At 70.2% G+C, this 21,509-nt stretch carries 21 protein-coding genes; 11 read left to right on the forward strand and 10 right to left on the reverse strand.

From position 1 onward, the window contains the following. Positions 1–56 precede the first annotated feature (56 nt). From ADK54_RS27225 to ADK54_RS27240, 4 genes are read left to right on the forward strand one after another with little or no spacing between them, the layout of a single operon-like run. Entirely contained in the window at positions 57–596 is a 540-nt protein-coding gene (locus tag ADK54_RS27225; protein WP_053728372.1) for a phosphatase PAP2 family protein, read from the forward strand. After that, positions 593–1,537: a decaprenyl-phosphate phosphoribosyltransferase gene (locus ADK54_RS27230; protein WP_053728373.1), complete on the forward strand. Its 945-nt coding sequence runs from the start codon at positions 593–595 to the stop codon at positions 1,535–1,537. The genes ADK54_RS27225 and ADK54_RS27230 overlap by 4 nt, the downstream gene beginning before the upstream one ends. Further along, positions 1,534–1,995 carry a GtrA family protein gene (locus tag ADK54_RS27235; RefSeq protein ID WP_053728374.1) on the forward strand — a complete coding sequence of 154 codons (462 nt, stop codon included), beginning with the start codon at positions 1,534–1,536 and terminating at the stop codon, positions 1,993–1,995. Before ADK54_RS27230 ends, ADK54_RS27235 begins: the two co-directional genes overlap by 4 nt. Beyond that, positions 1,983–2,885: a YihY/virulence factor BrkB family protein gene (locus ADK54_RS27240; RefSeq protein ID WP_053728375.1), complete on the forward strand. Its 903-nt coding sequence runs from the start codon at positions 1,983–1,985 to the stop codon at positions 2,883–2,885. Before ADK54_RS27235 ends, ADK54_RS27240 begins: the two co-directional genes overlap by 13 nt. Here the strand turns inward: ADK54_RS27240 and ADK54_RS27245 are convergent. Further along, entirely contained in the window at positions 2,854–4,290 is a 1,437-nt protein-coding gene (locus ADK54_RS27245; protein ID WP_234392214.1) for a D-alanyl-D-alanine carboxypeptidase family protein, read from the reverse strand. The genes ADK54_RS27240 and ADK54_RS27245 overlap by 32 nt on opposite strands. Before the next feature lie 184 nt (positions 4,291–4,474). Between ADK54_RS27245 and ADK54_RS43825 the strand changes: the two genes are divergently transcribed. After that, a complete protein-coding gene (locus ADK54_RS43825; protein ID WP_234392215.1) occupies positions 4,475–5,083 on the forward strand; it encodes a recombinase family protein in 609 nt (202 codons plus the stop codon). A gap of 33 nt (positions 5,084–5,116) precedes the next feature. Then, positions 5,117–5,854, forward strand: coding sequence for a phage major capsid protein (locus tag ADK54_RS46865; RefSeq protein ID WP_078966665.1), 738 nt, complete (start codon positions 5,117–5,119; stop codon positions 5,852–5,854). A 217-nt stretch (positions 5,855–6,071) separates the two neighbouring features. Here the strand turns inward: ADK54_RS46865 and ADK54_RS27255 are convergent, their stop codons facing one another. Further along, complete coding sequence (locus ADK54_RS27255; RefSeq protein ID WP_053728377.1) at positions 6,072–6,302, reverse strand: SCO4848 family membrane protein; 231 nt, start codon at positions 6,300–6,302, stop codon at positions 6,072–6,074. Positions 6,303–6,682: 380 nt separating this feature from the next. Between ADK54_RS27255 and ADK54_RS27260 the strand changes: the two genes are divergently transcribed. Next, positions 6,683–8,245: an ABC transporter substrate-binding protein gene (locus ADK54_RS27260; RefSeq protein ID WP_053728378.1), complete on the forward strand. Its 1,563-nt coding sequence runs from the start codon at positions 6,683–6,685 to the stop codon at positions 8,243–8,245. Between the two features lie 192 nt (positions 8,246–8,437). Further along, a complete protein-coding gene (locus ADK54_RS27265; RefSeq protein WP_053728379.1) occupies positions 8,438–10,636 on the forward strand; it encodes an alpha-N-acetylglucosaminidase in 2,199 nt (732 codons plus the stop codon). A gap of 7 nt (positions 10,637–10,643) precedes the next feature. Here ADK54_RS27265 and ADK54_RS27270 read toward each other — a convergent pair whose 3' ends face one another. The 7 genes from ADK54_RS27270 to ADK54_RS27295 form a co-directional block, all read right to left on the reverse strand. Beyond that, positions 10,644–11,387 carry a TetR/AcrR family transcriptional regulator gene (locus ADK54_RS27270; RefSeq protein WP_053728380.1) on the reverse strand — a complete coding sequence of 248 codons (744 nt, stop codon included), beginning with the start codon at positions 11,385–11,387 and terminating at the stop codon, positions 10,644–10,646. Between the two features lie 182 nt (positions 11,388–11,569). Continuing rightward, positions 11,570–11,821, reverse strand: coding sequence for a hypothetical protein (locus ADK54_RS46245; RefSeq protein WP_159047910.1), 252 nt, complete (start codon positions 11,819–11,821; stop codon positions 11,570–11,572). 59 nt (positions 11,822–11,880) lie between these two features. After that, a complete protein-coding gene (locus tag ADK54_RS27275) occupies positions 11,881–12,645 on the reverse strand; it encodes a succinate dehydrogenase iron-sulfur subunit (protein WP_053728381.1) in 765 nt (254 codons plus the stop codon). Beyond that, the gene (gene sdhA, locus ADK54_RS27280; RefSeq protein WP_053728382.1) at positions 12,645–14,399 is read right to left on the reverse strand and encodes a succinate dehydrogenase flavoprotein subunit; all 1,755 of its coding nucleotides are present in this window, start codon (positions 14,397–14,399) and stop codon (positions 12,645–12,647) included. Before sdhA ends, ADK54_RS27275 begins: the two co-directional genes overlap by 1 nt. A 31-nt stretch (positions 14,400–14,430) precedes the next feature. After that, the gene (locus tag ADK54_RS27285) at positions 14,431–14,913 is read right to left on the reverse strand and encodes a succinate dehydrogenase hydrophobic membrane anchor subunit (RefSeq protein WP_053728383.1); all 483 of its coding nucleotides are present in this window, start codon (positions 14,911–14,913) and stop codon (positions 14,431–14,433) included. A gap of 8 nt (positions 14,914–14,921) precedes the next feature. Further along, positions 14,922–15,302, reverse strand: a complete 381-nt coding sequence (sdhC, locus tag ADK54_RS27290) for a succinate dehydrogenase, cytochrome b556 subunit (protein WP_078966666.1) — start codon at positions 15,300–15,302, stop codon at positions 14,922–14,924. A gap of 166 nt (positions 15,303–15,468) precedes the next feature. Next, on the reverse strand, positions 15,469–16,005 hold the full coding sequence (locus ADK54_RS27295; protein WP_324610198.1) for a 2-oxo-4-hydroxy-4-carboxy-5-ureidoimidazoline decarboxylase: 537 nt from the start codon (positions 16,003–16,005) through the stop codon (positions 15,469–15,471). A gap of 405 nt (positions 16,006–16,410) precedes the next feature. On the opposite strand from ADK54_RS27295, the gene ADK54_RS27300 reads away from it, so the two are divergent. The 3 genes from ADK54_RS27300 (at position 16,411) to ADK54_RS46250 (ending at position 20,066) form a co-directional block, all read left to right on the forward strand. Further along, positions 16,411–18,129 (forward strand): beta-N-acetylhexosaminidase, encoded by a 1,719-nt coding sequence (locus tag ADK54_RS27300; protein WP_078966667.1) that lies wholly within the window; start codon positions 16,411–16,413, stop codon positions 18,127–18,129. 303 nt (positions 18,130–18,432) lie between these two features. Next, positions 18,433–19,095, forward strand: a complete 663-nt coding sequence (locus ADK54_RS27305; RefSeq protein WP_053728385.1) for an RNA polymerase sigma factor — start codon at positions 18,433–18,435, stop codon at positions 19,093–19,095. Then, on the forward strand, positions 19,095–20,066 hold the full coding sequence (locus ADK54_RS46250) for a hypothetical protein (protein WP_063802062.1): 972 nt from the start codon (positions 19,095–19,097) through the stop codon (positions 20,064–20,066). Before ADK54_RS27305 ends, ADK54_RS46250 begins: the two co-directional genes overlap by 1 nt. Positions 20,067–20,299: 233 nt before the next feature. Here the strand turns inward: ADK54_RS46250 and ADK54_RS27315 are convergent, their stop codons facing one another. Next, positions 20,300–21,187, reverse strand: coding sequence for a L,D-transpeptidase family protein (locus ADK54_RS27315; protein WP_053728386.1), 888 nt, complete (start codon positions 21,185–21,187; stop codon positions 20,300–20,302). Positions 21,188–21,509 lie beyond the last annotated feature (322 nt).

The raw sequence follows: 21,509 nt of genomic DNA on the forward strand, positions 1-21,509 counted from the left end.
GTCGCCCGTGGCCTACGGCCAGTTGGCGGGCCGACGTCACGGAAGAGGGGTGGCAGATGCAGAAGCCGTCGTGCACCGATGCCGACCAGCGGCTCCTGGCCGCACTGCGCGACTGCGGCACGGACCCGCGGGTCGCCGCCGCCGCCCGCGCCCTGTCCTGGGCCGGTGAGCACGGCGCGCTCTGGCTCGCGGCCGGGTTCGCCGCGGCCGCCGCCGACCGGGACCGGCGCGGCGCCTGGCTGCGCGGCACCGCCCTGGTCGCCGCCGCCCACCTGGCCAGCATGGGCGTGAAGCGCGTCGTGCGCAGGCCCCGGCCGCGGCTCCCGGCGGCCGAGCCCCTGGTGCGTACCGCAGGGCGGCACTCCTTCCCCAGCTCGCACGCCAGCTCGGCAGCCGCGGCCGCCGTCGCGTACGGCGCGCTGCGGCCCGCCGGGGCGCAGCTCGTGCCGCCGCTGGCCGCCGCGATGTGCGTGTCCCGCATGGTCGCTGGGGTGCACTACCCGAGCGACATCGCGGCGGGCGCTCTGCTCGGCGGTGTCACCGCGCGGGCCGGCGCCGCCTGGATGCGCAAACCGCTCGAAAGGGGGCGCCGATGACCGGGCCCGGTGCGGTACTCCTCGACGAGGCGGGGCCGGTCTCGGCCACCCGGCGCCTGCTCGCGCTGCCCGGCCAGCTGGTGCGCACCGCGCGGCCCCGCCAGTGGGTCAAGAACCTGCTCGTGGTGGCCGCGCCCGCCGCCGCGGGCAGGCTGACCAGCCCGCACGTCATCGCCCAACTCTCCATGGTCTTCGTCCTGTTCACGGCCGCCGCGTCCGCCGTCTACCTCATCAACGACGCCCGCGACGCCGAGGCCGACCGCGCCCACCCCGACAAGTGCCACCGCCCGGTCGCCGCCGGAAAGGTGCCGGTGGGCGTCGCGTACGCGGCCGGTGGGACCCTCGCCGTGCTCGCCCCACTGGCCGCCGCGTTGACCTGCAACGCGATGACGGCCACGCTGCTCACCGGGTACGTCGTCATGCAGCTCGCGTACTGCGTCAAGCTGAAGCACGTCCTGGTCGTCGACCTCGTCGTCGTCACCACCGGGTTCCTGATGCGGGCGATGACCGGCGGGGTCGCGCTCGGCATCCCGCTGTCCCGCTGGTTCCTGATCACGGCCGGGTTCGGCGCGCTGTTCATGGTCTCCGCCAAGCGGTACTCCGAGGCCCTCCAGATGGAGGGGCGCGGCGCAGCCACCCGCTCGCTCCTGGACGCGTACACCACCGGCTATCTGCGCTTCGTGTGGCAGCTCGCCGCCGGCGTCGCGGTCCTCGCCTACTGCATGTGGGCGCTGGAGAGCGGCGGCGTGTCGGGCGGTTCGCTGCTTCCCTGGCGGCAGCTGTCGATGGTCCCCTTCATCGGGGCGATCCTGCGCTACGCCGTCTTCGCGGACCGGGGGAGCGCGGGGGCACCCGAGGACGTGGTCCTGCGCGACCGTGCGCTGGCTGTCATCGGCCTGGGCTGGGTCGCGATGTACGCGCTCGCGGTGGCCGACCTGTGAGAGTCGCCCGGTCCGAGGTGATCGGTTTCGCGCTGGCCGGGATCTGCGCGTACGCCGCCGACCTCGGCCTGTTCGTGTGGCTGCGCTCCGGGCTCGGCTGGGATCCGATCGCCGCCAAGTCCCTTTCCTTTGTGGCCGGTTGTACGGTCGCCTACCTCGGCAACGCGTTCGGCACTTATCGCGGACGCCGGGTCGGCTGGCGCGAGTACGCCGTGTTCTTCGCGGTGAACGTCGCGGGCGCCCTCGTGCAGCTGCTCTGCATCGCCGTCTCGCACTACGGCCTCGGCTTCACCTCGCCCCGCGCCGACACCCTTTCGGGTGCCGTCTTCGGCATGGCCCTCGCCACCTGCCTGCGGTTCTGGGGAACGAGAACACTGGTCTTCGGGGGAGCCGGCGGCCCGCCCCCGGAGAGACACGGCAGAGCCGAACAGGGTAGTCGTACGTCATGGACTGGCTGAAGAAACTTCCCGTCGTCGGGCCCTGGATCGCCCGGCTCATGCGGACGCACGCCTGGCGTTCGTACGAGCGGCTCGACCGCGTCTACTGGTCCAGGCTCGCCGCCGCGATCACCTTCATCAGCTTCCTGGCGGTCTTCCCGCTGCTGACCGTCGGCGCCGCCGTCGCTGCCGCGCTGCTCTCCACCGGGCAGGTGCACAAGCTCCAGAACACCATCGCCGAACAGGTTCCCGGCATCTCCGACCAGCTCGACCTCCAGGCGCTGATCGACAACGCGGGCACCGTCGGCGGCGTCGCGGGAGCCCTGCTGCTGCTCACCGGCATCGGCTGGGTCTCGCAGATGCGCGGCTGTCTGCGCGCGGTGTGGGAGGTGGAGGACGCCGACGCCGGCGAGAACCCCGTCCTGCGCAAGCTCAAGGACGGCGGCGTACTCATCGGCCTCGGCGGCGCCGGCCTAGCCTCGTGGGCCGCGTCCTCCATCGGCTCCACCGCGATCGGCTGGACCGCCGACCGGCTCGGCATCGACCAGGGCGGCGTCGGCGGGGTGCTGCTGCGCATCGCGGCGATCGTCGTCGCCGTCCTCGCCGACTTCCTGCTCCTGCTGTACGTCCTGACACTGCTGCCCGGGGTGAGCCCGCCGCGCCGCCGCCTGATGGTCGCCGCCCTGCTCGGCGCGGTCGGCTTCGAGCTCCTCAAGATGCTGCTCGGCGGCTATATGAAGGGCGTCGCGGCCAAGAGCATGTACGGGGCGTTCGGGGTGCCCATCGCGCTGCTCCTGTGGATCAACTTCACGGCGAAGCTGCTCCTGTTCTGCGCGGCGTGGACGGCCACCCCGGCCAAGGCGGACGACGACCCGGAGGTCACCGCTTCCGAATCGGCCAACGCCGGTTGAGCAGGAAGATCGCGCCCACGACGAGGGCCAGCGCGCCGCCCGCGACGCCGAGCGCGACACCGATTCCGCCGCTCTGGCCCTTGGCCGCGGCCGCCTGCCCGGTCCGGTTCTTCGCGCTGCCCTGAGCGCTGCCCGAGCCGGTCCCGGTCGTCGCGGACTTCGGCGGGACCAGCTCACCGACCGGGGTGACCTTCCCGTTCGCCGCGAACCCCCAGTCGAGCAGCCGGGCCGCCTCCTTGTAGACGGCCTGGCTCTCCCCCGACGCGGGGTTCATGACGGTGACGAGCAGCACCTTGCCGTCCCGCTCCGCGACGCCGGTGAAGGTCGAGCCCGCGTTCGTGGTGTTGCCGTTCTTGACGCCCGCGATGCCCTTGTACGGGCTGAGCCCGAAGTCGCCGGTGAGCAGCCGGTTGGTGTTCTGGATCTCGACCGTGTCGCGCTTCTTGTCCTTGCCCTCGGGGCCGGGGAACTTCGCGGTCGCCGTCGCGCAGTACTCGCGGAAGTCCTTGTTCTGGAGCCCCGAGCGGGCGAACAGCGTCAGGTCGTACGCGCTGGAGACCTGGCCCGGCATGTCGTAGCCGTCCGGCGAGACGACCCGGGTGTCCAGGGCCTGGAGCTCGTCGGCCTGGGCCTGCATGTCCTGGACGGTCTTGGCCACGCCGCCGTTCATCGAGGAGAGCACGTGGACGGCGTCGTTGCCCGAGCGCAGGAAGACCCCGAGCCACAGGTCGTGCACCGAGTATGAGAGGTTCGCCTTCACCCCGACCAGGCTGCTGCCCGGGCCCATGCCGGCGAGGTCGTCCGCGGTGACCATGTGCTGCTGGTCGCGGGGGAACTTGGGCAGCACGGTGTCCGCGAACAGCATCTTCAGGGTGGAGGCGGGCGGCAGCCGCCAGTGCGCGTTGTGCGAGGCGAGCACCTGGCCGCTCTCGGCGTCCGCGACGATCCAGGACCGGCCGGTCACGTCCTTGGGCAGCACGGGCGCGCCCGCGCCGAGCCGCACCTGGGTGTCGGGCTGGCCCAGCAGGTCGCCGCCGACCTTCGACATGTCCGCGGGCGGCGGGTCGTTGCGGGCCTTGCCCGGAGCGGCGGGCGTGGCGGACGCGGTCGGCTTGTCGTCCCGGGGCAGCGCGACGGCGGGGCCCGCGGCGAGGGCGGGCAGCACGGCGGCCGAGGCCACGGCGACGGAGAGGGCGAGCGAGGCGGGCCGCTTGGACACGCTCAGCCGCGATCCGGGGGGACGGGACGCGGTCCTCTGGGACGAGGTCTTCTGGGAAACGTTCAGGGCAGACACGTTCGAGAACGTACAGGCTGCGGCCGCCGAACCGATCATCGTACGGATGACCCGCCGGGAGCTCCCACCCGCCCGGAGGTGCCCGGCGGCCTGCGCCGATACCGGACGCATGAAACTCAGCCGCCCTCCCTCCTGGTTCCTGCTCGCCTTCGGCGCGTGGAGCTGGGTCATCTGGACCACCTTCCATAGGTAACTGACTAGTAGAGGCGTGCTAACAGAAAAGAGCAGGTGAGAGGCGCTGCCCCCCTTCGTATCAGCCGTAGGGGCCGAGCAGTTGGACACGGGGCGAGTCGCCGTGTACGCCCGGCAGTCCGAGGCACGCCCCGACTCTTCCGAGGCGTCCCCGGAAGCACAGTTGGCGGCCGGTGCGGCGCCGGCGGCGGGCCGAGGTTGGGAGGTCGTTCACACCTTCAAGGACGTTGGCCGCTCCGGTTGGGATCCGAATGCCGTCCGGCCAGGGTCCGAGGACCTCATGTCCGCCGTGCGCGCGGGCGAGGTGGACGTGGCCGTGGTCAACGAGCTGTCCCGGCTGACCCGCAAAGGCGCACACGGCGCGCTGGAGATCGACAAGGAATTCAAGAATGACGAGTGCGCTTCCCTGTCCGTTGAACCTCCGCTCCCGCCGGAGCCTGACGACGCGTCGGAGACGGAGACGGAGACGGACCGGCTTCGTGCGGAGCTGGCGGAACTGCGCCAGGAGCGCGACATCCGGGCGCGGCGAGACGCCTTGGACGGCCCGTCAGGGAGGCGGTGGGCCCGATCCCACGGGTGGCGGCCGCTCGATGACCCGGGACCGCCTGTTCACCCAAGCCCGCCAAAACCGCGCCCGGTGCCAGGGCCCGACCGTTGTCGGCGGACTCCGCTGACCCTCGCGACCAGGAGCAGAGCAGCATGTCTCTTCTGACCAGCTCCGCCGGTGTCGACGGAATCACCCCTGATGGGTATGGGCGGCTCATCGTCCAGCCCGTGGAGCGCGAGAGCATCGCCCAAGCTCGCCGGTCTGTCGATCGTCTCCAGCGAGCTGTCCGAGGACTCCGACCCGACGGCACATCAGCAACGCGGACGCCGTCCTGACCGCGATCAGCCAGGCCCGAGGAACAGGGCGCCACCCTGGACAGCGTTCGTCGCCCGTCCTGCTGACGCCCTGGCGCTCGGCAAGCTGAAGCAGACCAAGGACTCCAACGTGCCCTTGCTCGGGATCGCCCCGACGCTCCCAACTCGCCGTACTGTCCTGGGTGTTCCGCTGCACGTGTGCAGCACGGTGGAGCCCGGGGCGATCTGGGGTCTACCCAAGGACCGGGGCATGGTGGTGATGCGGCGGGACGTAAAGCTGGATGTGTCCAGGGACGCCGAGTTCACGAGCGATCAGGTAGCGGTGAAGGCCACGATGCGGGCAGCCGGAGCGTTCCCGCACCCTGCCGCAATCCAGAAGATCACCGCGGGCGCGGCAACGGTCACGGACAACAACCCCGACATGGACGAGGCTACGGCTGAGCGCATCGCGACGGAAGCACTCAAGTACGTTGCTGCGGCAGCGCAGTTCCCGACCGTGCACATCCAACCGTCCAAGGTGGTGGACGAGGGTTGGCATGCGTTGATCCTCCACACGCAGTTGTACGCCAAGCTCTGTGAGGGGCTGGGGCACTTCGTCAACCACTGGTGGTCGCGCCGGTAGACCCAATCAACACGGCTGGGGATTGGGGCGTGTTCGACATCGCCGATCCTGTGACCCGGGAACCCATCAAGGCTGATGCCCTGGCGTCCGTACTCGCGAAGATTGTGCAAGGCCCCCTGCCAAGTGCAGCGGTCAGCGCACGGAGAGGCTTCGTGACCCCGTCCAAAGATTGACCTCCGGCCCCGGTTGGCATTCCCCCGAGTGCTGGCCGGGGCCTCTACTTGTTCGCCCGAACGCCCCGAAGCCCGATAATGCCGATGATCGTCCCGAGGATGAACGAGACGATGGCGAGCGTCAGGTGCACCCAGAAGTACGCCGTGGGCCGGCTGTGGTCGAAAGCAAGCCCGCTGGCGTCGGCCCACAGGTTCTTGGCGAAGGTCACCCAGACCACCCAGGACCAGGCCCCGAACGCGAGCAGGAACCAGGAGACGCGACGGCTGAGCTTCATGGGGGAGTCCTTCGGGGTGGGTGTGGCTTGCACTGCCAGTATCGAACCCGCCCCACCGGGATCTGTGAGCGGGCTCGTTTTTTCTGGGGGCGGGCGTGGGAGCCATCGGGTTCCGTTCGCTGCGCCACCTCAAGCGGGAAGAGGCCGCCCCGCTCAGAGCGAAGAGGCCGCTGCCGCTCAGCGCGACGAGGCCGCCGCCGCTCAGGCGTGAAGGTGGCGCCGCCGAGGGCTCCGTCACGCTCGGCTAACGAGTACCTGTGAGTAGAAGGTTGACCCTTCCACAATGTGAAGGTCGTGTGATTGGGTGAGCGTCATCACAGGCGCAGCGTGCTGACTCCGCGCGTCGACCAGGGGTGGGGCGTTCCGAGGAGAGCACGGCGATGCGGTCGATCCGTATGCGGATTGTGGCGATTGGTGCGGCTTTGGTGGTCGCCGGAATCGGCGGCTGGCAGCTGCTGCCCTCCGACCAGGTGAAGAAGGACCCCATCGTCGTAGGCACCACCGATGTGATCACCTCGCTCGACCCGGCGGGCGCCTACGACGCGGGCTCCTGGGCGATCTACAACAACGTCTACCAGTCGCTGCTCACCTTCAAGCAGGGCAGCACGACCCCGGTTCCGGATGCCGCGAAGAGCTGCACGTTCGTCGGGCAGAAGCTCCAGACGTACCGCTGTGTGCTGCGCGACGACATCAGCTTCTCCAGCGGGCGCAAGATGACGGCCGAGGACGTGAAATTCTCCTTCGACCGGATGCTGAAGATCGCCGACAAGCTGGGCCCCGCGCCGCTGTTCTCGATGCTCGGCTCGGTGCAGGCCGAGGGGGCCACGGTCACCTTCAACCTGAAGAGCAAGGACGCCACCTTCCCCTCCAAGCTCGCCACCGGCGCGGGCTCGATCGTCGACAGCAGCCAGTACCCGGCGGACGGGCTGCGCAAGGAGAACTCGGTCATCGGCTCGGGGCCGTACCTGCTCAAGGAGTACAAGAAGGACTCCGACGGGAAGCCGGTCAGCGCGCGCCTGGAACCCAACCCCGGGTACAAGGGCGCGGTCACCAAGCAGGGGCTGCCCGTCACGGTGCGCTACTTCGCCGAGGCCGACCAGCTGAACGCCGCCTGGCAGGCCAAGCAGGTCGACGTCACCCACCGCGAGATGCCGCCCGAGGTGCTCGCCAAGCTCTCGCCCGGGCCCGACCTGCGCATCACCACCTCGCCCGGCTACGACATCCGCGAGCTCAACTTCAACCTGAAGTCGCCGAGCCCCGTCTCCAAGACCAAGGTCCGCGAGGCCGCGGCCGCCCTCGTCGACCGCGAGGCGCTCGCCACCGCCGTGTACAGCGGCACCGTCGACCCGCTCTTCTCGCTGATCCCGCAGGGCTTCACCGGGCACAGCACCGCGTTCTTCGACGCCTACCCCAAGCCCGACCCGGTCAGGGCGAAGGCACTCCTGAAGGGCGAGCAGCTCCCGGTCCGCTTCACCATGGCCTACCGCAAGCTCGGCGCGAACGGCGCGGAGGCCGAGCAGCTCAAGAAGCAGCTGGAGCGCGACGGCCTGTTCAAGGTCGATCTGATCGCCGAGCCGGACTGGACGAAGATGCAGCAGAACTACGCCGAGGGCAAGTACGACTCGTACACGGCCGGCTGGCTCGCCGACTTCCCCGACCCGGACAACTTCGGCCAGCCGCTCGTCGGCACCGGCAACAGCCTCCACAACGGCTACTCCGACAAGGAGACCGACCAGATCATCCAGCACACCCAGGAGTTCACCGACCGAGGCCGGGCCGCCGACGACTTCAAGGCGCTCCAGGAGAAGGTCGCCCAGGACGTCCCGCTGATCCCGCTGTGGCAGGGCAAGAACTACGTCCTGGGCAACAAGGACGTCAGTGGCTCGCAGTACCTGTCGGACGGCACGGGCGTGTGGCGGCTGTGGGAACTGGGCTGGATCTGAGGCCGTATCGGACGGGCGGGAACCGGCGCGCTGGAGGGGCCGGTTCCCACCGGGGGGCTGGAAGTGGTGGGGGTTTCGGCCCGTGGCGTCGGCAGGGTTTGAGACGAAGCGGTTCACCCAAAGGGCTTTTGTCCAAGGAGTCACCGGTTCTGCTCCATTGACCGCGCTTAGACACGCTGCTTCCGTCGGGGGATGCGCCTTTCCCGTCGTACGCTCCTGAGCTCACTCGCCGGATCGGCCCTCGCCCTCGGGGTGGGTACCGAGGCCGGGTTCGCCGCCGAGGCCGGGGCCGTGGCCGCCAAGGGACCCGCCGCGCGGGCGCTGGCCCGGCTGCTGCCCGCCCACCGCGACCAGGTCACCTTCCGTACGGTGCCGCGCGCGGCCGGCCGCGACCGCTTCCGCGTCTCGGGCGGGGTCGGCCGGATCCTCGTCGAGGGCAGCACCCCGGCCGTCCAACTCACCGGATTCCACACCTACTTGAGACAGGTCGCGCACGCCCACATTTCCTGGGCGGGCGAACAGACCCGGCTTCCGGGCCGGCTTCCGGCCGTGCCCGAGCCCATCGAGAGAACGGCCAACGTCACCCACCGCTTCGTCTTCAACGACACCAACGACGGCTACACCGGCACCTACCACGACTGGTCGTACTGGGAGCGCGAGCTCGACGTCCTGGCCCTGCACGGCTACAACGAGGTGCTCGTCTACCTCGGCGCGGACTCCGTCTACCACCGCACCTTCCTCCAGCACGGCTACGCGGACGCCGAATTGAGGGCCTGGATCCCCGGCGCCTCCCACCAGCCGTGGTGGCTGCTCCAGAACATGTCCGGCTTCGGCGGCCCCATCTCCCGGCAACTCCTCGACCAGCGCGCCCAGTTGGCGGCCCGCATCGTGGGCCGGCTGCGCGAACTCGGCATGACCCCGGTGCTGCCCGGCTACTTCGGTACGGTCCCGCCCGGCTTCGCCACCCGCAATCCGGGCGCGCACGTGGTCCCGCAGGGCACCTGGGTCGGCTTCGGTCGTCCCGACTGGCTCGACCCGCGCTCCGACCACTTCGCCCGCATCGCGGCGACCTTCTACCGCGTACAGACCGAACTGCTCGGCGCGACCTCCATGTACAAGATGGACCTGCTGCACGAGGGCGGCACCCCCGGCGACGTCCCGATCGGCCCGGCCGCCCAGGCCGTCGAGAAGGCGCTGCGCACCGCGCACCCCGGGGCGATCTGGAACCTGCTCGGCTGGCAGGAGAACCCGCACCGCGAAATCATCGAAGCGGTCGACAAGACGAAGCTGTTCATCGTCGACGGCCTCTCCGACCGCTTCCCGTCCGTCACCGACCGCGAACAGTCCTGGGAGGGCGCGCCGTACGCGTTCGGCTCCATCTGGAACTTCGGCGGCCATACGGCGATGGGCGCCAACACCCCCGACTGGGCTGCCCTGTACGAGAGTTGGCGCACCAAGCCGGACAGCGCCCTGGACGGCATCGCGCTGATGCCGGAGGGTGCGGACAACAACCCCGCGGCCTTCGCCCTCTTCTCCGACCTGCCCTGGACGGACGGTCCGCTCGACCTGGAGGCCTGGTTCCAGGAGTGGCCGGCCTACCGGTACGGCGCGGCCGACGCGCACGCGGCCGAGGCGTGGGACGTCCTGCGCCGCACGGCGTACGGCACGACGCGCGAGGACTCGTGGAGCGAGGGGGCCGATGGCCTGTTCGGCGCCCGCCCGAGCCTGACGACGACGTCGGCTGCATCGTGGTCCCCGCCTCAACTCCGTTATGAGGGAGGCGAGTTCGACAAGGCGCTGCCGGCTCTGCTGGCCGTGGCGCCTGCCCTGCGCGGAACGCCCGCCTACCGCTACGACCTGATGGACGTGGCCCGCCAGACCCTGTCCAACCGTTCCCGGGTGCTGCTGCCGGGGATCCGGGCGGCGTACGAGGCGAAGGACAAGGAGCGGTTCGCGCAGCTGACGGGGGAGTGGTTCCGCTGCCTGGCCCTGCTGGAGCGAGTGGTGGCGACGGACCGGGGCCATCTGCTGGGCCGCTGGGTCGCGGACGCGAGGTCGTGGGGCGCGACGGCGGCGGAGAAGGACCAGCTCGCGTACGACGCGGTGTCGCTCCTGACGGTGTGGGGGCCGCGCGGCGCGGCGAACGGCGGCGGCCTGCGGGACTATGCGAACCGGGAGTGGTCGGGCCTGGTGTCCGGCCTGTACACGCTGCGCTGGCGCACCTACTTCGACACCCTGTCGGCCTCCCTCACAACGGGGCGGCCCCCGGCCCCGGTCGACTGGTACGCCCTGGAGGACAAGTGGGTACGGACGCATCCGGCGTACGGGGTGTCGCCGACCGGGGATGTCGTGAGGGTGGCGGGGGAGGTGACGGCGGCGCTGGGCCTGTGACCCGGGGCTAGCTCCTCTTGCGGGACGCTGCCGCCTGGGACATGCCCGGGAGGAAGTCCGTGAACAGCTCGTGCACCTCGTGGACGAGGGGGCGCAGTACCCGGAAGCGGGCCAGTGCCACGCCCCGCGTGGTCAGCTTCGCCCCCCGAGCCGCGAGCCGATAGCTCCGCTCCCGCCCAGGAGACCGGTCGAAGACCCAGTACAGGACGAGCCCCATCTGCGAAAGCCACATCAACTCGGGCAGCACGTCGACGAGTTCGGCCGGCACCTTGGTCTTCGTGCCGGCCAGCACCTCCCGGTGCACGGAGATCGCCGCCTCCCGCGCATGCTCCGACTCCGACGAGAACGGGCTGAGCGGACTGTCCGGATCCGCCGCGTTCTTGAAGAACTGCGCCGCGAACTCGTGGTACGGCGAGGCGATGTCCAGCCAGACCCGCAGCACCCCGGCGAGCCGGGCCTCAAGATCGGTCTCGGTGTCCAGGACGCCCCGCACCGCCGCTTGGTGCTCGGCCGCGATCCGGTCGTAGAAGCCCTGGATCAGATGCTCCTTGCCGGCGAAGTAGTAGTACGCGTTGCCGACCGAGACCCCGGCCTCCTGCGCGATGGCCCGCATCGTGGTCTTGTCGTACCCCCGCTCCTGGAACAGCCGCATCGCGGTCTCCAGGATGAGCGTGCGGGTCTGCTCGCCCTTGGCGGGGCGGGACCCGGAGGCATCGGGGTCCGTCTCTTCGGGCGCGTTCTCTGCTGGCACGGCAAGAGCCTAATCGGACAGGCCCCGGCGGGGACCGGAGGGTTCCGGCCCGGGGCGCAACCCTCAACCCCTCACACACGCGGCAGCCTGATCCCATCGGGGGCCTCCGGTCTCGCCGGTGCTGCCGACGTCCGGCCTACGCCCTCACACGCTGAGCGAGCGCGCGTAGTTGACCTGCCCCATCAGAAGACGATCGCCAGGACCACGGTGTGGGTCGGCATCTTCTCCTCCGTGCGGGACAGGTCGGTGGCGTTCCACATCGCGCCCTTGAGCGGGAGAGGGCCCGCCGGGGTCATGATCGTTCCGTTGGCCACGGTGATGTCACCGAGTGCGAGGAGCGGGGCCCCGCCGGCCATCGCGGGCAGGTTCTGCGGCGGCCCCCACTGCGGGGCGCCGCCCGGATGCCCGTAGCCGGGACCGCGAGGGCCCCGCACCCGGAAGTCAACTTCCGGGTGCGGGGCCCTCGTTGCGTATGTACGGCCAGGCAGGAAACTCAGAAGCGGCGCGTGATCAGCGCGCGCTTCACTTCCTGGATCGCCTTCGTGACCTCGATGCCTCGGGGGCACGCGTCCGTGCAGTTGAACGTCGTGCGGCAACGCCACACGCCGTCCTTGTCGTTGAGGATCTCCAGGCGCTGCTCGCCCGCCTCGTCACGGCTGTCGAAGATGAAGCGGTGCGCGTTCACGATCGCGGCCGGGCCGAAGTACTGGCCGTCGTTCCAGAAGACCGGGCAGGAGGAGGTGCAGGCCGCGCACAGGATGCACTTCGTCGTGTCGTCGAAGCGCTCGCGGTCCTCCGGCGACTGCAGCCGCTCGCGGGTCGGCTCGTTGCCCTTCGTGATGAGGAAGGGCATCACGTCGCGGTACGCCTGGAAGAACGGCTCCATGTCCACGACCAGGTCCTTCTGGACCGTGAGGCCCTTGATGGCCTCGATGGTGATGGGCTTGGACGGGTTGATGTCCTTGATCAGCGTCTTGCAGGCGAGGCGGTTCTTGCCGTTGATGCGCATGGCGTCGGAACCGCAGATGCCGTGGGCGCAGGAGCGGCGGAAGGTCAGCGAACCGTCCATCTCCCACTTGATCTTGTGGAGACCGTCGAGCACGCGCTCCTTCGGGTCGATCTCCAGCTGGAAGTCCTCCCACGTCGCTTCCTCGGAGATCTCCGGGTTGAAGCGACGGATGCGGAAGGTGACGGTGATCAGGTGCGAACCGTTGTCCGCCTCCAGCGCCGCGAGCTTGTCCATCGTCGGGGTTGCCATCAGTACTTACGCTCCATCGGCTGGTAGCGGGTCTGGACGACGGGCTTGTAGTCGAGGCGGATCGAGTCCTTGCCGCTGTCCGCGACCTCGCGGTACGCCATGGTGTGGCGCATGAAGTTGACGTCGTCGCGGTTCGGGTAGTCCTCGCGGTAGTGACCGCCGCGGGACTCCTTGCGCGCCAGGGCGGAGACGGCCATGACCTCGGCCAGGTCGAGCAGGTTGCCCAGCTCGATGGCCTCAAGCAGGTCGGTGTTGAACCGCTTGCCCTTGTCCTGGACGGACACGTTCTTGTAGCGCTCGCGCAGCTCGGCGATCTTCTCGACCGCCGTCTTGATCGTCTGCTCGGTGCGGAAGACCATGACGTTGGCGTCCATGGTCTCCTGCAGCTCCTTGCGGATGACCGAGACGCGCTCGGTGCCGGTCGCCGACAGCAGGTTCTCGACCTGTGCCTGGACCTGCGCCGCCGGGTTCTCGGGGAGCTCGACGTAGTCCGCGCCGTGCGCGTACTCCGCGGCCGCGATGCCCGCGCGCTTGCCGAACACGTTGATGTCGAGCAGCGAGTTGGTGCCCAGGCGGTTGGCGCCGTGCACCGAGACGCAGGCGACCTCGCCGGCCGCGTACAGGCCCGGAACGACCGTGGTGTTGTCGCTCAGGACCTCACCCTCGACGTTCGTCGGGATGCCGCCCATGGCGTAGTGCGCGGTGGGCTGGATCGGGATCGGGTCCGTGTACGGCTCGATGCCCAGGTAGGTGCGCGCGAACTCCGTGATGTCCGGGAGCTTGGCGTCGAGCTGCTCCGGCGGGAGGTGCGTCAGGTCCAGGTAGACGTGGTCGCCCTCGGGGCCGCAGCCACGGCCCTCGCGGATCTCCGTGTAGATGGAGCGCGAGACGACGTCACGGGACGCGAGGTCCTTCATGACCGGCGCGTACTTCTCCATGAAGCGCTCGCCGTCCTTGTTGCGGAGGATGCCGCCCTCACCGCGGGCGCCCTCCGTAAGCAGGATGCCCATGCGCCAGATGCCCGTCGGGTGGAACTGGAAGAACTCCATGTCCTCCAGGGGCAGCCCGCGGCGGTAGCACGCGGCCTGGCCGTCACCGGTCAGGGTGTGCGCGTTGGACGTCACCTTGAAGAACTTGCCGGTGCCGCCCGAGGCGTAGATGACCGACTTCGACTGGAAGACGTGGATCTCGCCGGTCGCCAGCTCGTAGGCGACGACGCCGGCGGACTTCTTGACGCCGTCCTCCTCGACCAGGAGCTGATCGAGGACGTAGAACTCGTTGAAGAACTCCACGCCCTCCTTGATGCAGTTCTGGTAGAGGGTCTGGAGGATCATGTGGCCGGTGCGGTCGCCCGAGTAGCAGGCACGGCGGACCGGGGCCTCGCCGTGGTTGCGGGAGTGACCGCCGAAACGGCGCTGGTCGATCTCACCCTTGGGCGTACGGCCGAACGGCAGGCCCATCTTCTCCAGGTCGAGGACCGCGTCGATGGCCTCCTTCGCCAGGATCTCGGCGGCGTCCTGGTCGACCAGGTAGTCGCCGCCCTTGATCGTGTCGAAGGTGTGCCACTCCCAGTTGTCCTCCTCCACGTTGGCGAGCGCGGCGGCCATGCCGCCCTGCGCCGCACCGGTGTGGGAGCGGGTGGGGTAGAGCTTCGTCAGGACGGCGGTGCGGCTGCGCTTGGTCGACTCGATGGCCGCGCGCATGCCGGCGCCGCCGGCGCCGACGATGACGGTGTCGTACTTGTGGATCTTCATCAGAGAATTCCTCAGTCCCTCAGCCCGTGGCCTAGCGGATGTTCGGGTCGAAGGTGAAGATCACCAGCGTGCCCAGCAGGACGGTGAACACCGTGGCGGTGTAGAGCAGCATCTTCAGCCAGAAGCGGGTGTTGTCCCGCTGCGCGTAGTCGTTGATGACGGTGCGCAGGCCGTTGGCGCCGTGCAGCATGGCCAGCCACAGCATGGTCAGATCCCAGATCTGCCAGAACGGGGACGCCCAGCGGCCCGCCACGAAGGCGAAGCCGATCTTGGAGACGCCGCCGTCCAGGACGAGCTGGATCAGCAGGTGGCCGAGGACCAGGACGACCAGCACGATGCCGGACAGCCGCATGAACAGCCAGCCGTACAGCTCGAAGTTCGTACGGGTCGACTTCGGGGTCTTCTTGGTGCGCTTGCGCGGGGCCTCGATGAGCGGGGCGGGGTGATCGGTGTCGTACAGGCTCACGCCCTCGACCTCGCCGATCGCCGCGGCGGAAGAGGTTTCGGCAGACATCTCAGTCCTCAGCTCCCGAACAGTTCACGAGCGGCATGGCCGAGCACCGGGTAGAGCGCGCCCACCATCAGCACGAGCCAGATGACCACGACGGACCAGAGCATCTGCTTCTGGAGACGCGGCCCCTTGGACCAGAAGTCCACGGCGATGATGCGCAGGCCGTTGAGCGCGTGGAACAGGATGGCGGCGACGAGGCCGTACTCCAGACACGCGACGATGGGCGTCTTGTAAGTCGCCACGACTTTGTCGTACGCCTCGGGGGAGACACGCACGAGAGCGGTGTCGAGGACGTGTACGAACAGGAAGAAGAAAATGAGGACGCCGGTGACTCGATGAGCCACCCAGGACCACATTCCTTCCCGGCCGCGGTACAGCGTTCCAGCCGGCACGGAAGAACCCTCCGGGAGCGGTGTGTAGGGCCGGCCGGCTTCAGTGTCGGTCTGACCCGGCCGGGTACGGTCCACCGGCCCCGGTCATCGTAGCGACGTGATGTCGGTTCCCTTGCGCCGGGTCCATAGGTGTGATCAAACAGGCAATCAAACAGGCTCGTACGGCCTAGAGAACGCGGTGTGCGGGACTGGGAGCATCGGATTCGGGATGGTTGGCGACAAGCCGGGCGAGTCGGGCGCGGGCGAGTCGGCGCAGTTCGTCGGCGGCGATCGACCGCTCCTCGTCGCGTTCGTTGTTCATCCGCAGCCGGATCCCGCTCAGCACCTGGTCGAGGTGCTCGGCCGGGCTGAACGCGTCGAGGCAGATCACGAAGGCGTGTCCGAAACTGCTCTCGTACGCGGCGTGCGCCGCCGCGAGCGCCGTGTGCGCGGCCTGTGGTGCGCTGTCGTGCGGACCGGGCGAGGACTCGTCGGCCAGGGCTTCGTCCAGGTCGTCGGGGCTCAGGTCGTAGCTGGCCTCGTCGGCCGCGGCGAGCAGGGCGTCGACGTCCGGGTAGGGGCGGTGGGCGGCGATCCGGGCGGCCCAGCGGTAGCTCGCGCAGCAGCCGAGCAGGGCCGCTTCGGCGGAGCCCGCGGAGGCGCGGTTGAACCGGTCGAGGCCGCCGAGCTTGGGTGGGGCCGCCGGAACGGATGTGCCCCGCACCTGATTCGGTATGGCCGCCCGCCCCTGGGCACGAGGAGTGTGATGGAGTGTCGGCGGTCGCTTCCGGGGGCCGGCGTGGGAATCGCTGGACAGCGTGGGCTCCTCGAAACACTGCGCGGGACGGGCAGTACGGAACAGGACGGGCTGCGGAGCACGGAGACTGGAGTGGAAAGTGGGGTGGGAGTGCCGCCACGCTATCCACGTGGAGCAGGAGCTGTGCGACGGTTGCGCGAATTTCACCCGGACGTGCCATCCGGGTCGCGCGCTGTGGACGAGCCCCCGGGCACTTCGGCGTACCTTCGCCCCAGTTGTCGGTGCGGCATCCGGGGTATCCGGATTCGCCCTTACTGTCGTTGGACGGGAGGTTTCTGAGTGATGTCGCGTTTCAGGATGTCACGGGCCCGGATGCCGGGATCCGGGGACCCGAAGCGGTCGTCCTCGCCGTCGTCCGCCGCGCGCGCCTCCCAGCCGCGTGCGCCGCGGTCCCGCCCGGCCTGGCTGCACCGGCCGCGCGGCCGACGTGCGCTGGTGCTGAAGGTGGCCCTCGCGGGCATCGCGGTGCTCGCGCTGATCATCGCGGTCTGGCCGGACGACGACACCCACGGCGGGCACGGCGGCCCGGTCGACAACAAGCGCGCCTCCTCGGTGCTGCCCTCGCCGTCGCCGATCTACCCGATCTCCTCGCCGCCCCGCACCATCCCGTCCGTACGCGAACACCGGCCCGCGCGTGGCCCCGGCTTCCGGCCCGTCGACTCGACGCGGGTGATCGTGTCCGTCGGCAGCGAGAGCCTCACCGACGAGGGCAAGCTGCTCGCGCAGGAGCTCGGCGTCGACTACGCGGCGGGCGGGCAGCCGCGCGAGGGTGACATCGAGCTGACGCTGACCCCGCCGCCCAAGGGCGAGAAGGCCGCGCCCGAGTCGTACACGCTGACCACCCGTGACCGTCGCGTGCGGATCACCGGGCCGGACGACGCCGGGGTGTTCTACGGCACCCGCACCCTCAAGCAGGCGCTCAAGGGCGGCGGGGTGATGCCCGAGGGCGTCGTCGAGGACCGGCCGGACAAGCCGCAGCGCGGGCTCAACCTCGACATCGCGCGCAAGCAGTACAGCGCGGCCTGGATCGAGGACCAGCTGCGGCAGATGGCCGACCTGAAGCTCAATCAGCTCGGTCTGCACTTCGCCGACGACCAGGGCTTCCGCATCGAGTCGTCCAGTCACCCCGAGGTCGTCTCGCGCGAACACCTCAGCAAGCGCGAGGTCCAGCGGATCGTGGCGCTCGCCACCAAGCTGCACATCACGGTGGTCCCCGAGATCGACTCGCCGGGCCACCTCGGCGCGGTGCTGGCCGCCCACCCCGACCTCCAGCTGCGCGACAAGGACGGCAAGCCGGTCAAGGGCGCCATCGACATCGCCAACCCGGAGTCCGGGCGCATCGTGGACGACCTGCTGCGCGAGTACGCGGGCCTGTTCCCCGGGGCGTACTGGCACCTGGGCGGCGACGAGTACCAGGCGCTCGCGGTGAAGGCGCCGGCCACCCCCGAAACCACCTATCCCGGTCTCGTCGCGGCCGCCCGCGCCAGGTACGGGCCGAAGGCCGACATCGAGGACCTGACGACGGGCTGGCTCAACGACCGTGCCGCGGTGCTCCGTTCGGCGAGCGCGGGCCGCACCTTCAAGGCGTGGAACGACGGCTTCTTCCCCGGCGGCGAGGTGGCCGCCGACCAGGGCCGCGAGGTCGAGTACTGGACCGGCAAGGAGCCCGGGGAGCGTGCGCCCGAGGAGTACCTCGCCGAGGGGCGCCCGCTGGTCAACCTCAACGACGAGTACCTGTACTACGTCCTGGGCGAGCCGGGCAGCTACAAGTACCCGACGGGCAAGCGGATCTACGAGGAGTGGACGCCGTCGGTGGTGCGCGGCACCAAGTCCGTGGACGCCAAGTACGCGGGGCAGATCCTGGGCGGCCGGTTCGCCATCTGGTCGGACAACCCGGGCGCGCAGACCGAGGAACAGGTGGCGCGTGGCATCCGGCTGCCGCTGCGGGCGACGGCCCAGAAGCTGTGGGACCCGCGGACGCCGGCGATGGACTGGGAGGAGTTCAAGGCCCTGGCCGACCGGCTCGGCTGAGAGCCCGGCCCGGGCACGGGCCCCGCGCACGGCGCGGGGTGCGGAGGACGACCGGGGCCGCCACCCCCCACAGGAGAGGCCCCGGCCGTCTTCCGGCGGGGTCGTTGTGGCGACCCCGTACTTGCTTCAGCGCCGAGCGTGCGTTTTCTGTCACACCCCGCTGTGTCAGCGGGTTGTTGCAGGTTGTACAAGTCATGGACTTATGGGGCGCCGAGGCCGTAGCGTGCTGATTCGCGTTCGGGGACGCGATGGTGATGACCAGCAGTGACATCAGGACAAGCCAGCCAAGACAGGGTGCAGGGATTGCTGGGGGACGACGCGGAGCTGACCGCCGCGGTGCTCAGGGCGCAGGACGGGGACGAGGAAGCCTTCCGTGCTGTCTATCGTGCTGTGCACCCGCGCCTGCTCGGCTACATCCGCACGCTGGTCGGCGAACCCGACACCGAGGACGTGGCCTCCGAGGCCTGGCTCCAGATCGCCCGCGACCTCGAACGCTTCGAGGGCGATGCCGACCGCTTCCGCGGCTGGGCCGCCCGCATCGCCCGCAACCGGGCGCTCGACCACATCAGGATGCGCGGCCGCCGGCCCGCCGTCGGCGGCGACGAGAGCGAGCTGGTCTCGCACGCCGCCGCGTCCGACACCGCGGACGAGGCGATGGAGGCGCTCGGCACCGGACGTACGATGGCGCTCATCGCCCAGCTCCCGCAGGACCAGGCCGAGGCCGTGGTGCTGCGCGTCGTGGTCGGTCTGGACGCGAAGAGCGCGGCGCAGACCCTGGGCAAACGGCCCGGCGCGGTGCGGACCGCCGCGCACCGGGGCCTGAAGCGGCTTGCTGAACTGCTCGGCGCTGACGGCCCCCCGGGGGACGTAACCCAGGATGTGGAGGAGCTGGGTGCCGTGCCGTCGCAGCGCGCGCCGGAACGCGGTGTGACGCAATCGCGCGCCCGGACGCAGAAGGACATGTGATGGCTGACGAGCGGCACGAGTGGCTTGACGGGGATGCCGCCGAGCGACTGCTGCGCGGCGAAGGGGTCGAGCCCGGTGACGAGCGGGCCCGCGCCGAGGCCGACCGGCTCTCGGCCCTGCTGCGTTCCCTCGCCCCGAACGAGCCGGCCGGCACCGAACTCCCCGGTGAGGCGGCCGCCCTGGCCGCCTTCCGCAAGGCCCGCCCCGAAGGCGCTCCCGACGCGGAAGCGCTCGGTGTCGTACGGGTCGGACGCGTCGCACGAGCGCGTCGGGCTCCCCGGCGCAGACGCTTCGCACCGGTGCGCCTGGGCTTCGCCGCGGCGCTGGCCTGCTGTGCGCTCGGCGGGGTCGCGGTCGCCGCGGGCACCGGCGTGCTGCCGGGACCGTTCGCGTTCGACGAGCAGGACCCCACGCCCGCCTCGACCGTGTCCGCCGAGGCCACCCCGGGCCCCATCGCCACCTCGCCCTCGCACTCGCTGCCCCCGGGCTCCCCGACGCCCGACCGGCACGGACCCTCGACGGAGCCGGGCACGCTCGGCGACTCCTCGCACTCGCCGAGCCCCGACGGCTCGGACGCGGACGGCACCGGTGACACCGGGAAGAACGGCAGCCCGCAGCCGGGCGGCGACAACGATGGCACGGGCAGCGGCCAGTGGCTCGCCAGGGCGGCCGACTGCCGCGACTACCGCTCGGGGAAGCTCGACCAGGACAAGCGCCGCAGCCTGGAGTCCGCGGCGCACGGCCCGGCCGCGGTGAAGGCCTTCTGCGATCTGCTGCTCGACGGCAAGGGCGGCAAGCCCGGCGGTGCGGGCGGAGACCCGGGCGACGGGGGCAAGGACAAGGGCAAGGGCGACGGCTCCGGCAAGAACGGCGGCGGAGGCGGCGGCAAGCAGAGCTCCGTGACCACTCGGCCGAGCCACCTCCTGGACTGGCTCAAGCCCGGCACGCTCACCCCGGCCGTACCGCACTGAGACCTGCCGCCCGGGGTTCGAAATCGCGTGCCGAAGCGCAGGTCAGAACCGGCAGTAACGTTTTTTGAGACGGCGGCGCAGTACTGAGTGAGCCGACTGGTCATCGGCGGCGCAGATGAGCCGGGGTTCCCCCCGTACCCATGGCTCCGCGCGAATGGCGCGGGCGGGACACGTTCCCCCGGTCCCGCCCGCGCCCTCCCTCCTTGGACCGGCCGCTACCAGCGGCCCGGCGGCTACCAGTAGACGACGACCTTGTCGCCGATGTGCACCGCGTCGAAGAGCGCCGCGATCTTGCCCTTGTCCCGGACGTTGACGCAGCCGTGCGAGGCGCCGTTGTAGCCGCGCGCCGCGAAGTCCGACGAGTAGTGCACCGCCTGGCCGCCGCTGAAGAACATCGCGTACGGCATGGCCGTGTGGTAGATCGTCGAGACGTGGTTGCGGCTCTTCTCGAAGACCTTGAAGACGCCCTCGCGGGTCGGCGTGTACTGCGAGCCGAAGCGCACGTCCATCGTCGACTGCACCTTGCCGTTGACGACCCAGGACAGCGTGCGGCTGGTCTTGCTGATGCACATCGCGCGGCCCGTCATGCAGCGCGGATCGAGCTTGGCAGCGGGCTTGTTGACCGCCTGGCCGGCCAGCTCCTCGGTCGTCGGCTTCGTCGTCATGGCCAGCAGCCTGTCCCAGGTCACGCTGTCCGTGGTGCCCGTCTCGGCGAGCCCGCGCCTGCCCTGGAAGCCCTTGACGGCCGCCGTCGTCGCGGCCCCGTACGTGCCCGTCGGGGTGTCGTCGAACCAGCCGATCTGGGCGAGCCTGGCCTGGAGCTCCTTGACCTGGCTGCCCTTGGCGCCGTTCGACATCAGGACCTTGGGCGCGGCCTTGGCCGCGGTGGTGGCCGATGCGGTGGGGGCGGGCGAGCCGGCCGGCTTGTCGTCGGTGGAGGAGGTGAAGGTGGAGGCGGAGGGGGTGGCCGAGGCGGATGCCGCGGGCGACGGCGATCCGGGCGTCGCGGGAGCGGCCGCGTCGGCCTTGGAACTCTGCGGACTGCACCCCACGGCCACGGCTATGACGGCGGTCGCGGCGAGGGTTCTGGCTATGAGAGTGGTGCGGTGGTTCCGGCGCATCGGTCGCCCCCCTGATTCTCTGGTGTCCCCAGAGACAGATTCCCGCGCCGAACGGTTGCAAAAGCAGGTAGTCGTATCACGGAAGCTGTGGGCAAGCTCCCAGCGTGCGCCTCTCCGCCCGCCGCACGCCCGCCGCTACAGTCCCTCGCGAGGATTGGGTACCAGTGAGTGGTAGAGCTCTAGCGGGAGGCACAGCACATGGCGCGAGAGTCCGAATCCGGGTTGCCCATCGAGCCGGTGTACGGCCCGTCGGCTCTGGAGGGCTGGGATCCGGTCGAGAAGTTGGGTGAGCCGGGGGCGTTTCCGTTTACGCGTGGTGTGT

It is taken from the genome of Streptomyces sp. WM6378, assembly GCF_001279695.1.
GTDB lineage: Bacteria > Actinomycetota > Actinomycetes > Streptomycetales > Streptomycetaceae > Streptomyces.